This window comes from Clostridium cibarium, assembly GCF_014836335.1.
Taxonomy (GTDB): Bacteria; Bacillota; Clostridia; order Clostridiales; family Clostridiaceae; genus Clostridium; species Clostridium cibarium.
On sequence record NZ_JACSRA010000006.1, the window covers coordinates 35889 to 51283 of the forward strand.

14 protein-coding genes are annotated in these 15395 nt (G+C 29.1%); 6 read left to right on the forward strand and 8 right to left on the reverse strand.

Going from position 1 to position 15395, the window contains the following annotated elements; all coding sequences use genetic code 11:
- Positions 1 to 57: 57 nt before the first annotated feature.
- From H9661_RS05055 to H9661_RS05080, 6 genes are all read left to right on the forward strand, one after another.
- Positions 58 to 2109, forward strand: a complete 2052-nt coding sequence (locus H9661_RS05055) for a methyl-accepting chemotaxis protein (protein WP_143316788.1) — start codon at positions 58 to 60, stop codon at positions 2107 to 2109.
- 187 nt (positions 2110 to 2296) lie between these two features.
- The gene (locus H9661_RS05060; protein ID WP_143316787.1) at positions 2297 to 2983 is read left to right on the forward strand and encodes a response regulator transcription factor; all 687 of its coding nucleotides are present in this window, start codon (positions 2297 to 2299) and stop codon (positions 2981 to 2983) included.
- Entirely contained in the window at positions 2983 to 4512 is a 1530-nt protein-coding gene (locus H9661_RS05065; protein ID WP_191767861.1) for a sensor histidine kinase, read from the forward strand. Before H9661_RS05060 ends, H9661_RS05065 begins: the two co-directional genes overlap by 1 nt.
- 217 nt (positions 4513 to 4729) lie before the next feature.
- Positions 4730 to 5761: an FAD:protein FMN transferase gene (locus H9661_RS05070; protein WP_423738977.1), complete on the forward strand. Its 1032-nt coding sequence runs from the start codon at positions 4730 to 4732 to the stop codon at positions 5759 to 5761.
- A gap of 20 nt (positions 5762 to 5781) precedes the next feature.
- Entirely contained in the window at positions 5782 to 7365 is a 1584-nt protein-coding gene (locus H9661_RS05075) for an FMN-binding protein (protein WP_191767862.1), read from the forward strand.
- Positions 7366 to 7541: 176 nt separating this feature from the next.
- Positions 7542 to 7853 (forward strand): ArsR/SmtB family transcription factor, encoded by a 312-nt coding sequence (locus H9661_RS05080; protein ID WP_143316784.1) that lies wholly within the window; start codon positions 7542 to 7544, stop codon positions 7851 to 7853.
- Between the two features lie 55 nt (positions 7854 to 7908).
- Here H9661_RS05080 and H9661_RS05085 read toward each other — a convergent pair whose 3' ends face one another.
- The 8 genes from H9661_RS05085 to H9661_RS05120 form a co-directional block, all read right to left on the reverse strand.
- A complete protein-coding gene (locus tag H9661_RS05085) occupies positions 7909 to 8763 on the reverse strand; it encodes a YitT family protein (RefSeq protein WP_143316783.1) in 855 nt (284 codons plus the stop codon).
- 224 nt (positions 8764 to 8987) lie between these two features.
- On the reverse strand, positions 8988 to 9347 hold the full coding sequence (locus H9661_RS05090; RefSeq protein WP_143316782.1) for a zinc-ribbon domain-containing protein: 360 nt from the start codon (positions 9345 to 9347) through the stop codon (positions 8988 to 8990).
- A 145-nt stretch (positions 9348 to 9492) separates the two neighbouring features.
- Positions 9493 to 10122: an amino acid ABC transporter permease gene (locus H9661_RS05095; protein WP_207729634.1), complete on the reverse strand. Its 630-nt coding sequence runs from the start codon at positions 10120 to 10122 to the stop codon at positions 9493 to 9495.
- On the reverse strand, positions 10122 to 10847 hold the full coding sequence (locus H9661_RS05100) for an amino acid ABC transporter permease (RefSeq protein ID WP_143316781.1): 726 nt from the start codon (positions 10845 to 10847) through the stop codon (positions 10122 to 10124). Before H9661_RS05100 ends, H9661_RS05095 begins: the two co-directional genes overlap by 1 nt.
- On the reverse strand, positions 10847 to 11653 hold the full coding sequence (locus tag H9661_RS05105) for a transporter substrate-binding domain-containing protein (RefSeq protein ID WP_191767863.1): 807 nt from the start codon (positions 11651 to 11653) through the stop codon (positions 10847 to 10849). The genes H9661_RS05100 and H9661_RS05105 overlap by 1 nt, the downstream gene beginning before the upstream one ends.
- A gap of 25 nt (positions 11654 to 11678) precedes the next feature.
- Positions 11679 to 12401 carry an amino acid ABC transporter ATP-binding protein gene (locus tag H9661_RS05110; protein WP_143316779.1) on the reverse strand — a complete coding sequence of 241 codons (723 nt, stop codon included), beginning with the start codon at positions 12399 to 12401 and terminating at the stop codon, positions 11679 to 11681.
- 37 nt (positions 12402 to 12438) lie between these two features.
- Positions 12439 to 14124, reverse strand: a complete 1686-nt coding sequence (locus tag H9661_RS05115; protein WP_143316778.1) for an acetolactate synthase large subunit — start codon at positions 14122 to 14124, stop codon at positions 12439 to 12441.
- 419 nt (positions 14125 to 14543) lie between these two features.
- On the reverse strand, positions 14544 to 15248 hold the full coding sequence (locus H9661_RS05120) for a ferric reductase-like transmembrane domain-containing protein (protein WP_143316777.1): 705 nt from the start codon (positions 15246 to 15248) through the stop codon (positions 14544 to 14546).
- Positions 15249 to 15395 lie beyond the last annotated feature (147 nt).

Sequence of the window (15395 nt, forward strand, 5' to 3'; positions counted from 1 at the left end):
GTTTTCCCTCCCATTTCCGAAAAATTATAATATACGATAAATTAGGGGGCTATATTTATGAAAAACGAAGCAAAAAGTAAAACTAAAAAAATTTCTAGAAGTAACTCTAAAAGTAAAAACACTCAAAAATTAAAATTTTTTAACACGATCAAAAACAAAATAATTATAATGTTATTTTCACTAATAGTTATTACAGTAACATTACTAAGTGTTTCTGCTATTTTTCAATTTAATTCCAGTATTAATAATGAGTTTGATAAAAGTTCAAATAGTTTAAACATGTCCGTAAATCAAAACATTAATTCAAAATTTACTGCTATAGAAGAATCTATGGACTATATTATTAAAGAAAGTAAATTTGATAATAGTCCTGAATCAAATACAAATATAAATAATATGCTTAAAACACTTAACGAAAGTGATTCTAGTATAATTCTTGCTTATTTCTATAATAATAACTCAAGAAATCTTCAAATATATCCATATGCAGATACTTCATCTGTAAATTTTGAAACAAGAGATTGGTATAAAAAAGCTAAAGAATTAAATGGAAAATTTGCTGTAACAAATATTTATAAGGATTCCATAAGCAATAGTAATGTAGTAACTTTATGCAAAGCAGTTATGGATAATCAAAAACTTTTAGGTATTATTTGCGTAGACTATGATTTAAAAAATCTTTCTGATTCTATTTCAAATATCACTTATGGTGAAAAAGGAGCAATATGCCTTGTTGACACTGCTGGACTTATAATTGCACATTCACAAAAAGATTTAATAGGTGAATCTGAATTTTCAGATAGTGACTGGACTAAATTAAGAAGCAATTCTTATGGGGAATCTGAGCTAAAAGTTAGAAATGATTTATATAAATTAAAATACACAACATCAGATATCACTGGATGGAAAATTATCTTAGAAACTCCTAAATCTGAATATAATAAATCAATAAATTCTTTTAGTATTCAGATGCTACTTATAACAATTATTCTTTTAGTCATAGCAACAGTTATAGGAACGCTCTTTGCAAGAAAACTTGATAAAGGCATAACTCTGATCAAGGAAGGTATTAACAGAAGTAAGGCTGGCGATTTTAGTACAAATATTATAATTTCATCCAAAGATGAACTTGGGCAACTTGCAGAAAATTTTAACGAAATGCAAGTTTCAGTTTCTAACCTTATTCATCACGTAGATAACTCTGTTACAGAAGTAAATAATTCTTCTAATAGCTTATCACTTATGAGTGAAGAAGTAGCTAATTCAATGAATGAAATAGCTAATACAATAACTGAAATATCTAGAGGTAGCATGGAATCTGCTCAAAATCTTGAAACATTATCTACTAATCTAGAAAATGTTTCCGATCAAATTAATAATATAAATTCAGCAAGTAACACAATTAGTTCTGTTGCTAAAAACACAAATAGTTTAAGTAAAGAAGGCGTAACAATAATAAAAACTGTTATGGACAAATCTGTTGAAACTAAAAATAGCACAGCAGATGTAACTAACGTAGTTTCTAGCGTTGCTGAGAGTGTGAAAAATATTGCAGCTATCAATGAATCAATATCTCAAATTACTGAGCAAACCAATCTTCTTGCTTTAAATGCTGCCATAGAAGCTGCTAGAGCTGGAGAAGCTGGTAAAGGATTCGCTGTTGTCGCAGATGAAATACGAACACTTGCAGAAGAAACTGCTGTTTCAGCAAAGGATATTGATAATATAATTACTGAAGTTGTAAGCAAAGTTAATCTAGCTGTAAAACAAGTTCAAGATACAAATTTCATAGTACTTAGTCAAGAAGAATCAGTAAATCAAGCTGAAAAAATATTTACTGACATTATAATTTCATTATCTGACTTAACAACTAAGCTTGACGAAATTATTACTGGAATAGATGAAGTTAGTATAAATAAGGATAAGATTGTTGCAGAAGTTGAAAATATATCTTCAATTGGTGAAGAAACTGCTGCTGGCACTGAAGAAGTTACTGCATCTACAGAAGAAGTCTCAGCTTCTTCACAAGAATTTGTAAGTTATGCTAATAAACTTAAATCCTTATCTGACGAATTAACTGCTGAAATTAGCAAATTTAAATTACAGTAAATAAAACTTTTAAAAATGTCTATATACTTAAATTTTAAGTATATGGGCATTTTTAAATTTGTGTTTTATTATTATTTCAATTTATCACCAATTTCATTGCAATTAAGAACTTTTTAAATTATTATTTAAGAAATGATAAAAAATGAATAATAGAAATTCAACTTAATTGTAAAAGGAGAAACAATTTATGGCATCACTAATTAAAGAACAAATCAACATTCTCATAGTTGATGATGAAGAAAGTATAGTAGAATTTATTAAAATGGGTTTAGAATATGAAGGCTTTAATGCTTATGTAGCTTTTGATGGTATCCAAGCCGTTTCATTATCTAAAAAAATAAAACCACACTTGATTATCTTAGATATTATGCTTCCTGGAATGGATGGTTTTGAAGTTTGCTCTCAAATAAAAAAGATAATAAATTCACCTATTATAATGTTGACAGCAAGAGATGACATAGATGACCGTGTAAAAGGCTTAAATCTAGGTGCTGATGATTATATGCTAAAGCCTTTTAGCTTTAAAGAATTAATTGCACGCATCAACGCTCGTCTTAGAAATAGTTTTCCTGAACTCAATGATGTAAATCGTATAGGAGATTTCTATATTGATGATAGAGCTCATGAAATTACTTATTGTGACAAGGTTTTAGATTTACCACCTACTCAATATAATTTGCTTAAATATTTACTATTAAACAATGGGTTAGTTCTTAGTAAATCAACAATTCTTCAGAAAGTTTGGGGCTATGATTTTAATGGTGAAGAAAATATTGTTGAAGTTTATATACGATATCTAAGAGATAAGATCGGAGATAAGGATCATACTATTATAAAAACTATTCGCGGTATTGGATATAAGGTGGTTGTATAATGAAAATTTTAAACAAAAGAATAAAATTTAAAAGCTTACAATGGCAATTATTTTCCCGTTTCTTCTTAATATTATTGGTTCTATTATTTGTAATGGGATTATCTCAATATATAACTACAAAAAACTATTTATCTAAAAGTAAGGTCAAAACTCTTTCAGCACAATTTCACAATATAGATATGAAATTCTTAACCCAATTATCCTCAACTGAAGCTCTTAATAAATATGGATTCATAATTATGGATAAATTAGTTTCTATTAATACAGAAGCATCAATTATAGATAAGAGTGGTAACACAATTCTAACATCAAAGGATTTATCCCATAGCCAACTAGAAGAAAATCATCACAAAGATGAAGAAGATAAAGATAAAGAAAAGAAAACATTCTCTATTCCCAAGCTGCCCAATAACGACTATACGGAAATATTAAATCAATACGGTAATCTAGAGAAGTATTTTAAATTAGTACAGGATGAAAATAATAACTTGCATTTAGTTGTATGGCGTAAACTAGGTCCTATAAATTCTCCAACTGGATTAATTCAATTAAGCACACCTGTAGATGACATCGAAGAAATCCTTAGTAAAGAAATATCAATATATTCAGGAATATCTATTCTTATATTGATTTTAGGAACTATACTAGGTGCAGCAATTTTTAAAAGGACTTTAACACCTTTATCGAATATGAATAAAACTCTTGAAAATATTACTGTAGCTCAATTAAATACTAGACTTCCTGAAAACAATGAGCAACTGGAAATAGATACTCTATCAGCTTCTTTTAACAAAATGCTTCAAAGGATAGAAACTTCCTTTGAAAAAGAACAATCTATTAAAGAAAAAATGCGACAATTTGTTTCTGATGCTTCTCATGAACTTAGAACTCCACTTACTTCAATCCATGGATTTGTAGAAGTTTTACTACGTGGCGCTGCAAAAAATGAAAAGCAGCTAGACTTAGCGCTAAATAGCATATTATTAGAAAGTGAACGTCTTACAAAATTAGTTAATGACCTTCTTGTACTAAATAGACTTGACCAAAATACCGAAGTTAAATTTGAAAAAGAAAATATCAATATAGTTATTGATGAAATATCTCCTCAACTTAAAATTTTAGCTGGTAAAAGAAAAGTTGAAATAGAACTAGAAAACAACATATTTGTTAATATAAATAAGGATCAAATTAAGCAAGTAATATTTAATCTTGTTCAAAATTCGATAAGACACACTAACGAAAATAATGGTATAATAACCCTCTCTACAAGTACAGAAAATATAGAATCTAATAAATTCTTGGTACTTAAAATTAGCGATAATGGTTCAGGAATATCCGAAAAACATCTTAATAAAATTTTTGATAGATTTTTTAGAAGTGAATCTCATAGGGCACGTGAGCAAGGTGGTTATGGTCTAGGACTTTCAATAGTAAAATCTATAGTAAATGCTCATAATGGCAAAATCACAGTTTCTAGTGAATTAGGAAAAGGAACTACTTTCTCTCTCTATATATACTTAGCAGAATAACACACCTTAAACTAAAAGTTATCTAAATTAGGATTGCAAATTCCTATTTTAGATAACTTTTTTATTCTCACCTTAAAAACATCTACATACATAAGTTTCCAAAAGTATTTTCTCAGCTAATTCTAAGGAAACTCTAAAGTATTATTAAGGTTCATTATATATACTCTGATTATAATAAAAAAACAATTTTAAATGTGTGGTGATATATTTGACTTTAATTACAATGGAACTTCTCTTCTTAATATTGATAATTTCTATATTGTTTTTAATATTCTTCACTAAAAACAAACCAAATATTGTATCAGAAAAAAGTTACTATATTCTTGGAACATTAATAAATTTAAAAGTATTTGGTAAAGAATCTGAAAAAGCTATCGATGAAGCGATTGAACGTCTTATCGATATAGATAATAAAATGTCAGCCTTTAAAGAATCTAGTGAGATATCAAAAATAAACAAAAATGCTGGAATAGCACTTCAAACTGTAAGTAATGAAACCTTTTCATTAATTGATAAATCTATTAGTTATAGTGAATTATCAGAAGGAGCCTTCGACCCTACCATAAGGCCTTTAGTTTCTCTTTGGGGAATAGGTACTAAATCTGAACGAGTACCAACTGAAATTGAAATAAATGATAACTTAAAACTAGTTAACTATAGAGATATAATTTTAAACAAAGACGATAACTCTATAGGCTTAAAAAAACAAAATCAATCTATTGATCTTGGAGGTATAGCTAAAGGTTATGCCGCAGATGAAGTTGTAAATATCTTTCTAAAACACGGTATAAAAAGTGCCATAATAGACCTTGGTGGAAATATTTTCGTCTTAGGCAATAAAAACAATGAATCATTCTGGAATGTTGGTATTCAAAATCCATTTATGCCACGAGGAGAACATATAGGAATACTTAGTTTAAAAGACAAATCTATAGTTACCTCTGGTAATTATGAAAGATTTTTCATTAAAGATAATAAAGCATTTCATCATATAATTGATCCTAAAACTGGTTATCCATCTAGTAGCAATGTAATCAGCGCTACAATAATTTCTGATAATTCAATAGATGGTGATGGTCTTTCAACTGGTGTTTATATTATGGGGTTAGATAAAGCTCTAGATCTTATTGAATCTATTAAAGGTGTAGATGCAATATTTATAACAAACGACAAAAATGTTTTCGTCACATCTGGAATTAGGCATAACTTTAAGTTATCTAATACTGAATTTATTTATAATAATAATTGAAATTAAAAGGAGTTATTAAAATGTTAAAAAAGATTAAGAAAATGCAAGTAGTTAGACATGTAATACAATTAATATTATTTTTTCTTTCTCCAGGGCTATATATTCTAGCCTTTAGTGAATTCAAAAAAATATATCAAATGATTATTGATGGTAATTTTCACTTTATTCAGGCTTTTCCTGGATTACTTGAATTCGTAAGTGCTATTATAGCAACCATGTTGTTAGGTAGGTTTTTCTGCGGATGGTTCTGTGCCTTTGGTACATTTAATGATTGGATTCATTTACTATCTAAAAATGTTTTTAAAATTAATTTTAAAGTTAACAAAAAAGTTGATTCAATTTTAAAGTATATGAAATATGTAGTTCTATTAATGCTTATAATAGTATCTTGGACAATTACAAGTAATATATTTAATAATACAAGCCCTTGGGATGCTTTTGCTCAAATAACTGATTTCTCATATGTTATTACAAATCTTACTATTGGATTTATACTTTTAATTTTAATAACAATTGGTGCTTTTTTTGTTGAAAGATTTTTCTGCAGATACTTATGCCCCCTAGGTGCAATATTCTCTATAGTTTCTAAAATAAGTATCTTTAAAATTAACAAACCAAATGATAAATGTGGCAAATGTAGAATTTGTACAAGCAATTGTTCAATGGGATTGCCTCTATATAAAATGAATTATGTTCGCGGTGGAGAATGTATAAATTGTTTGAAATGTTTAGAAGTATGTCCTAGAAAAAATACCCATGGAAATATAGTTAATCAAGATATTAATCCAGCATTAGCTAGTTCTGTAGCAATTGCTACATTTGCTGGTGTTTATGCTTTAAGCAATGGTACAAGCTCAGTTTTAACAGCTAGCGGTTTAGCTTCATCTACTGGTATAGTTTCAGATAGTGCAACTAGTTCTACACCAAATTATGGTGATGGAACCTATACTGGTACTGGTACTGGTTTTAAAGGTGCTACAACTAAAATTTCTGTTATAATAAGTGACGGTAAAATCACTAGTATTGATACAATTTCACAAGGTGATACTCCTAGTTTTTATCAAAAAGCAATAGGAACTATATCAAAAAAAATAATTTCTACTCAATCAACTTCAGTAGATACGATTTCAGGGGCTACTTTTAGCTCTAAGGGAATCATTGAAGCGGTAGAAGCTGCATTAAATAAAGCTTCTGGAAGTTCTTCAACAAGTAATGCTAATACGTCCTCTAACTCTAATACTAACAATAACAATACTGCTAAGTCATCAACACAAACCAATACTAACTCTAGCAGTAAAACTACCAACGGAAATACTACAACCGCTAATACTAATCAAAGTTATAAAGATGGAACTTATACTGGTACTGGTACTGGTTTCAAAGGTGGAACAACAAAACTTTCAGTAACTGTTTCTTCAGGCAAAATCAGTGCAATTAAAACAATATCTACGGAAGATACACCAAAATTTTATCAGAGAGTTGAAAATACAATAACAAGCAAAATAATTTCTACTCAATCAACTTCAGTAGATACTGTTTCAGGGGCTACTTTTAGCTCTAAAGGAATTATGACAGCTGTAAAAGATGCACTAAGTAAAGCATAAAACTCCATAACAATAGCAGAGTAACTTTTTACTCTGCTGTTTTTAATATATAGATTTATTAATTCGTTATAACTTCCATGCCAATTTCCCCATTATTTATTGATAACCAAAACTTATTAATAAATTTATAATTTTTACATCATTGACTTGTTTTTAAAAAAGGATACAATATAAATATGAAATACGTAAAAATTTTTAAAGCATTATCAAATGAGGCACGTTTAAATATTTTAAAGTGGCTTAAGTCTCCTGACCTCTATTTCCCACCACAAAATCATTCTTTGGATGAAGATGACTTTGTTAATGGTGTTTGTGTTGGATCAATTAAGGATAAATCTGGTTTATCTCAATCCACAACATCTGAATACCTATCAATACTTCAAGATGCTGGTTTTCTTGAATCAAAACGTATAGGTCAATGGACATATTTTAAAAGGAATGAAGAATTCATAAAGCAACTATCTAACTGGATTGGAAAGGAGTTATAAAATGTAAAAAGATTTAGTTTATATTCTAAATCTTTTTATTTACATTATTTTTATATTAATGTATAGCTTTCTTTTTATATTTCTTCCCTGATACTTCAACACTTCCAACTGTTATTAACGCATTATCGTCAAATCCATTTACAATAGATTTTAACTTAGATATTTCTAAACGAGATACTACCACATATATAACATTTGTTGCAGAACCCTTATATGCTCCTTTTCCATCTAGAAGAGTTACTCCTCTTCCAAGCCTTGCAGTTAAAGCCTCTGATATTTCCATATAATCATCTGAAATAATCATTACTGCTTTTGATTCATCTACTCCCTCAACTACTATATCTATGACCTTGAAAGCAATAAAATATGCTATTAGTGAATACATTGCTCTATCCCATCCAAAAACAAATCCTGCTCCACCTAATATAAATAAATTAAAAAACATCACTATTTCCCCAACAGAAAAACTAAGTTTTTTATCAAATATTATAGCTACTATCTCTGTACCGTCTAATGCTCCACCATTCCTTATTATTATTCCGACTCCAACTCCTAGTATTATTCCACCAAATACTGATGCTAATAAAACATCTTGAGTTATACCTGGTATAGGATGAAAAATCGATACTGCAATAGAAAAACAAACTACAGAAAATAAAGTACATAGTGTAAAAGTCTTTCCTATCTGTTTATATCCGACAATAAAAAATGGAATATTTAATACGAAGGTAAATAATCCAAGAGGTAACTGTGTTAAATAACTTGCCATAATTGATATTCCTACAATCCCGCCATCAATTACATTATTAGGTATTAAGAATATTTCTAATCCAACCGCTGCAAGAATTGAACCTAATATCATAAATACAATTTTACTAATCTTAGTATATATACTATTACTTTTTTTCATTACTTTTTATCTCCTCTCTATCTTTAATATATTGCATTCTTTTTCTAATTATAATTAAATTATATTAATATCAAGAATAATTGTATGTTTTGTATTTTACCATAATTCTTTAATTTCTCCAAATTTCCAATGTATTTCAACAATTAATTTTATTAGAAATTTGGTCTAAAAAAAGGATATGTCAAAATATTTTTGACATATCTTTTTTTAACAAATAGATATTATTAACATTCTCTATCCTTCTTATCGTTCAACTTTTCCATTTCCTTCAAATAACTAATTTGAGTTTCTGTCTTTCCCTGATACTTTAAATTATCTTCAATATTTCTACTATTAGTTGCAGTATCTATAGCAAGTTTCATTTCTTGAAATTGTTGCTTGTTAAGCTTTATGTAACTCCCACAACTTGGACAAGCAACGCAATATCTTTTGCTATATGGTATTATAGGAATAAAAAACAAAGTAAACCACGTTCTTATGACATATAACTTCCAAATACTTGTTGTATTACAATAACTACAAGTCTGTTGGAATACTGGTCCAATTGATCTTTTAGTAACTCTTCCCCATCCCCAAATTAACATTATTATCACCTCATCTAAAGTTTTCCATCCAATTGTACCATTTAACTACATACCATACAACTTAAAACTTTAAATCCAAAAATAATATCAAAATAGATTAGAAATCTGAATACAATATTAATAAAAAAACAAATTAGCTATAATTTTAAACTTTTATTCTTCTTACACTACAAGATATGAAAAAATTCACCATGAAATATATTCCTGCCAAAGCCCCAAAAAGTAAAAATACTTGAGTTGAACTTACAAAACTACCCATTAGTATCATTCCTTTCCCTGTAAACTCTTCTATTCCTACTGCCCATAAAAATGATGTATCTTTAATTACTGTTACCACTTGAGACAAAAGTGTTGGAATACATCGTCTAAAACTTTGAGGTAATACTATATATCTTAAAGTTTGTAACTTAGAAAATCCTTGTGAATAAGCTGCCTCATACTGACCATTATTAACAGAATTTATTCCTCCTCTTAAGATTTCTGCCATTACAGCTGAAGTAAATAAAGTAAATGATAATATTCCTGAATATACAGGCTTTATGGGTACTAAAAATCTTATAGACAATATCCATAATAATAAAGGGGTATTTCTAAATACCTCTATATATAATATAGATAATCTTTCAATAATCCCTTTTGAATAATTTCTTAGTATTGCAAGAATAGTTCCAAATATTAAACTTAACACAATTGTTGAAAAAGCTATTATCAACGTTAATTTTATTCCTTCCAATAAAAATAACGCATTTGTACTATTGAAAACTTGTGATATCATTATATTCCCCCTTCAACAAAAGTTATTCTAGAATTTATAGAGGATTTGCATGTATTTTTTCTTTCTTTCTTCTTTAGCTCTAGTCTTCTTGCAAATCTTGAAAGAGGATAACATAGTATAAAGTATAAAATACCTGTTACCACATAAGCTGGTCCGTAATACATATTTCCAGATGACCACGAGTCTGCTCTATACATTAAATCTCCCCCAGCAATCATTGCTAGTACAGAAGTATTTTTTATTAGATTTACAAGTTGATTAGTAAGTGGTGGTATTATAATCTTTATAGTCTGCGGTAAAATAATATATCTCATGGTCTGAGTATGAGTAAATCCCTGAGACTTGGCTGCTTCAAATTGCCCTTTAGATATAGATGTTATTCCTGTTCTCACAACTTCAGATATATATGCACCATGGTATATACCAACTCCTATAACTCCTATGACAAATACAGGCAAAACTACTTTTATATATGGAAGTCCATTAAACAAAAAAAATATCTGTATTACAAGCGGTGTATTTTGTATTAATTCTACATATGTTCTGCTAATAATCTTTAAAATTCTAATTTTGCTAGTAGAAAACATTCCAAAGACAACACCTAAAATTAAAGCTAATATTAAACCTAAAACTCCAACTGCAAGAGTTATAAAAAAACCATTTAAGAATACATCAAATTGACTAAAAAGCGCTTTCCATTTAAATAAAGCAAATGGCCCATTCATTATTTTATCTCCCACTTTTGGATTAACTTATCCATTTCCCCTGAAATCTTCATATCATTTACTACTTCATTAATAAGTTTAGCCAATTCTGTATTCTCCTTTTTACTTGCAATTCCATACTCTTGTGGGTTATATCTATCATCTAATATCACTGTTGAATCATCTACATATCCATTTAAAATGGAAGCATCAACTGCAAAACAGTCAACTCTGCTTGAATCTAATGCTGCTTTGATTTCAGGATAACTACCAAATTCCGAAAATTTCAATTTCACTCCTTGCTTATTTGCTTCATCCTCTAATGCAACCTTAGTTGTAGAACTTTGTGCTACTCCCACGGTCTTTCCATCTAAGTCCTTTAATGATGATGCCCCTAAACTCTTCTTAACTAGTAGCCCTACTCCATCTTTCAAATATGTGTCTGAAAAATTATAACTCTTCTTTCTCTCTTCTGTTATTGTAAATGTTGCTGCAACCATATCTACTTCCCCATTATCAAGTAGTGGTCCCCTTGTCTTAGCTGTAACCCCTTGTAATTCAATTTTATTTTCTTCTCCAAAGATTTTCTTTGCTACTTGTTTTGATAAATCTACCTCAAATCCTTCTATTTCCCCTGTAGATGCATTTTTGTAACCAAACTTAGGCACATCTACTTTCACTCCAACTTTTAATACTCCTCTATCTTTTATTACCTGAATTTCTCTTGACTCGGAACTATTTCCCGAATCTTTTGAATCTGTTCCACATCCAGCCATCATCATAGATAAGCCTATTCCTATTGCTAATATTAATTTTTTAAATTTCATATTTTTGCCCCCTTTTAATAAAATGTTATCTTATAACTTTGCTCAAAAAACTTTTTGCTCTTTCGTTTCTAGGATTATTAAAAAACTCCTCTGGCTTTCCTTCTTCGATTATCTGTCCATTATCCATAAAAATAATCCTATCTGCTACTTGTTTAGCAAAGCCCATTTCATGAGTAACTACAACCATAGTAATGTTCTCTTTTGACAATCCAACTATTACATCTAATACCTCTTGAATCATTTCAGGATCTAATGCTGAAGTTGGCTCATCAAATAACATTATTTTCGGATGCATATTTAGTGCTCTTGCAATTGCAACTCTTTGCTGCTGTCCGCCTGACAATTCATTTGGATAAGCATTAGCTTTATCAGCAAGCCCTACCTTCTCCAAGTATTTTAATCCTGATTCCTCTGCAACTTTCTTACTTACATTTTGAAGTTTTATAGGTGCCAAAGTAAGATTTTCTAGTACAGTCATATGTGGATATAAATTAAATTGCTGAAAAACCATGGATGTATATTGTCTAACATTAACTAAATTCTTTTTTGAGCTTAGATCATTTCCCTCTACTATTACTTTACCTTCTGTAGGCTCTTCCAAATAATTCATACACCTTATAAGAGTTGATTTTCCAGAGCCACTAGGTCCTATCACAACTAATTTTTCACCTTCATTAACCTTTAAATTTATATTTTTTAGAACATGCACATTCCCAAAATTCTTAACTACATTTTCTAAATTTATCATCTAAGTCCCCCCCTTTAATTTAAGCCAATATATGCTTTTATGAATTTTCACATATTTCTTTTAGATACCTAGTTAATTTTACATTTTCGTTATAGTCAACTTTACAATCTACAATTGCTGGTACTGTTTGCTTAAAAGCTTCTTCTAGTGTTGGAATTAAATCTTCAGCCTTCTCAATAACATATCCTTTAGCATTCATACTTTCTGCTAATTTTACAAAGTCTGGATTAGTAAAATCAACATAACAACTCTTTCCATATTGATCAAGCTGTTTCCATTTAATAAGTCCATAATTGCTATCGTTAAATATTAGTGTTACAAACGGCACCCCTATGCGAATAGCTGTCTCAATTTCTTGGCAATTCATCATAAATCCACCATCACCAGTTATAGTTAAAACCTTTTTATCTGGATTAATTAATTTTGCTGCAATTGCTCCCGGCACCCCTATCCCCATAGTTGCAAAACCATTTGAAATTATACAAGTATTTGGCTTATAGCAATTATAATACCTTGCAATCCACATCTTATGTGCCCCAACATCAGAAACAAGAATATCGTCTGGCCCCATAACTTTTCTAACATCAGACAAAATCTTTTGTGGCTTCATAGGAAACGACATATCATCAGCATAACTTTCATATTCATCCTGAATTTTTTTCCTAATTTCTAATGCATATTCTGGCTCATCTTTTCTTGTTGTCCTTCTTTTTATATTTAATAGAGATTCTGAAATATCACCTATAACCTCTACTTTGGGCTGATATAGCTTATTAATATGAGCTGGTCTTGTGTCAATGTGTATAATTTCAACATGTCCATCTGGATTCCATTTTGACGGTCCATATTCTACAATGTCATATCCAACAGCAATAACTAAATCTGAATTCTCAATTAATTTATTTGCATAGTCTTTTTGCGGAATTCCAATGGTAGCTATTGAATAAAAATTATCACAAGGAATTATCCCCTTTGACATCATGGTCATAATAACAGGAATCTTTAAATCTGTTGCAAACTTTGTTAAAGCCTCACTTGCATTTCCTCTTACAGCACTACTTCCTGCCAATATTATTGGATTTTTTGCTTTGAATATCTCCGCTGCTGCTTCTTCAATAGTTTCTATCTCTGCTACTTCCTTAGGTGGTAACTTCTTTCTTAATGGTTTCTCACCATAATCTACTTTCATTTTTGATATATTAACAGGCAAATCAATATGGCATGCCCCAGGTTTTTCACTTTCAGCATATTTAAATGCAATACGTACAATTTCATTTACTGTACTAGGACGAACAATCATCTTACTCCTCTTTGTAATTGGTTCAAACATCTTGCATAAATCTAAAAACTGATGAGATGTTAAGTGCATTCTTTCTGTTCCCACTTGTCCAGTTATAGCTACTAACGGTGCTCCATCACTATGCGCATCTGCTACACCAGTTACCAAATTTGTAGCACCTGGACCAAGTGTAGATAAACATACCCCTGCCTTTCCGGTTAATCTACCATAGACATCTGCCATAAAAGCTGCACCTTGTTCATGTCTAGTTGTTATAAATTTAATAGAAGAATGATATATTGCATTCATAACTTCAAGATTTTCTTCTCCTGGAATACCAAAAATATATTCTACTCCTTCTTCTTCTAAGCACTGCACTAATAACTCTGCCGTATTTAGTTGTGTCTTTTTAGATCCCTTTTTCTCTATTGTCTTAATCTCCATTGTTTTAATCCCCATTTCAAGTACTTTTTAATAAAAAACATAAATTTTAATAAAAAAGGAGCCTTGGCATAAATACCAAAGCTCCATCGCTAAATGTTAAATCTTGTAATAAATTATAACTATCCTCACTACTAAAGTCAATCTATTTTACAATTCTGTTTTTTTAATAGTTTTTTAGTTGATTTAGTTTATATATTTAAAAAATACTTTCAATATTTCTTTCATTATTTATTATATAAACTTAAATTTTTTAAGAAATCATAAGCTACCTCTTTTTTCGTTACAAAACAAGTACAAAGACAGATAACTGAATTCTTTTCATTATATTTTTCCCAATAGGTAGTGTATTTATAAATATCCTGATTAAATTTATTGATAAAACAAGCCAATAATACCTTATTAGTATCATTGGCTTGTTTTTAATTCATTGCTAATAATTTAGCTTGTCTCATTTTTTCATATTTAAATAATCTTAAAACTGTATATGAACCAAATATAGCTGTGTAAGTAATTAATCTTAAGTAATCTAACTCTTTATCATTAAATAATATAAGTACTATATGAAGATATGCTAAAAAATAAAATGCATATGCCCATCTTTGAAGTCTTTTCCACTTGACTGCCTTCATTCTTCTTCTTATTTTTTTTATTGACGTAATGAATAAAGGTATCATAATAATAAACCCGATAATTCCAACTACTATGTATTCTAAATACAACACCGAGAATGTTCCTTCACTAAACATTTTAGGAAGCTTAAGTAAGATAAAACGAGTAAAATATATAATACCGTGAGGCAACATAAGGATAGATCCTATTATTGCTAGTTCTGCTCTAATTCCTAATAGTTTTCTTGTTATTTTCCATTTTGGATTCAATGCACCTGCAAACATTACTAAGATAAAAAATGCTATTGAAATTAATCCCCTAATAGAAACTTTTTCTAAAGAAAGAATAAATCCACCTAAATTTGCCCCTGAAGCAATTCTAAGGATTTCATAAGTAGCAGTAATTATTGCAATTACTGTTGCTATAGAATAATAAATATAGCTATTCTTTTTTATGCTTGCCGTTAAAAACAAAGCTAAAGTTGTTACAATAATTAATGACATAATTAAATTCATATGAATCTCACCTCTTTTTTATTGATATTAATTATCATTATAGTTTGCTATACTTTGGAAGTCAATACATAATCTAATAATTATCCTTTTTTCTTATTTACATAATCCAAAATTACGACTTATTTTTGTGATATTTTTACATTTAAG

What these genes read in the sequence shown, in the direction of transcription:
- H9661_RS05055 (WP_143316788.1), top strand. Translation starts at nt 58, where the DNA reads ATGAAAAACGAAGCAAAAAGTAAAACTAAAAAAATTTCTAGAAGTAAC.
- H9661_RS05060 (WP_143316787.1), top strand. Translation starts at nt 2,297, where the DNA reads ATGGCATCACTAATTAAAGAACAAATCAACATTCTCATAGTTGATGAT.
- H9661_RS05065 (WP_191767861.1), top strand. Translation starts at nt 2,983, where the DNA reads ATGAAAATTTTAAACAAAAGAATAAAATTTAAAAGCTTACAATGGCAA.
- H9661_RS05075 (WP_191767862.1), top strand. Translation starts at nt 5,782, where the DNA reads ATGTTAAAAAAGATTAAGAAAATGCAAGTAGTTAGACATGTAATACAA.
- H9661_RS05080 (WP_143316784.1), top strand. Translation starts at nt 7,542, where the DNA reads ATGAAATACGTAAAAATTTTTAAAGCATTATCAAATGAGGCACGTTTA.
- H9661_RS05085 (WP_143316783.1), bottom strand. Translation starts at nt 8,763, where the DNA reads ATGAAAAAAAGTAATAGTATATATACTAAGATTAGTAAAATTGTATTT.
- H9661_RS05090 (WP_143316782.1), bottom strand. Translation starts at nt 9,347, where the DNA reads ATGTTAATTTGGGGATGGGGAAGAGTTACTAAAAGATCAATTGGACCA.
- H9661_RS05095 (WP_207729634.1), bottom strand. Translation starts at nt 10,122, where the DNA reads ATGATATCACAAGTTTTCAATAGTACAAATGCGTTATTTTTATTGGAA.
- H9661_RS05100 (WP_143316781.1), bottom strand. Translation starts at nt 10,847, where the DNA reads ATGAATGGGCCATTTGCTTTATTTAAATGGAAAGCGCTTTTTAGTCAA.
- H9661_RS05105 (WP_191767863.1), bottom strand. Translation starts at nt 11,653, where the DNA reads ATGAAATTTAAAAAATTAATATTAGCAATAGGAATAGGCTTATCTATG.
- H9661_RS05110 (WP_143316779.1), bottom strand. Translation starts at nt 12,401, where the DNA reads ATGATAAATTTAGAAAATGTAGTTAAGAATTTTGGGAATGTGCATGTT.
- H9661_RS05115 (WP_143316778.1), bottom strand. Translation starts at nt 14,124, where the DNA reads ATGGAGATTAAGACAATAGAGAAAAAGGGATCTAAAAAGACACAACTA.
- H9661_RS05120 (WP_143316777.1), bottom strand. Translation starts at nt 15,248, where the DNA reads ATGAATTTAATTATGTCATTAATTATTGTAACAACTTTAGCTTTGTTT.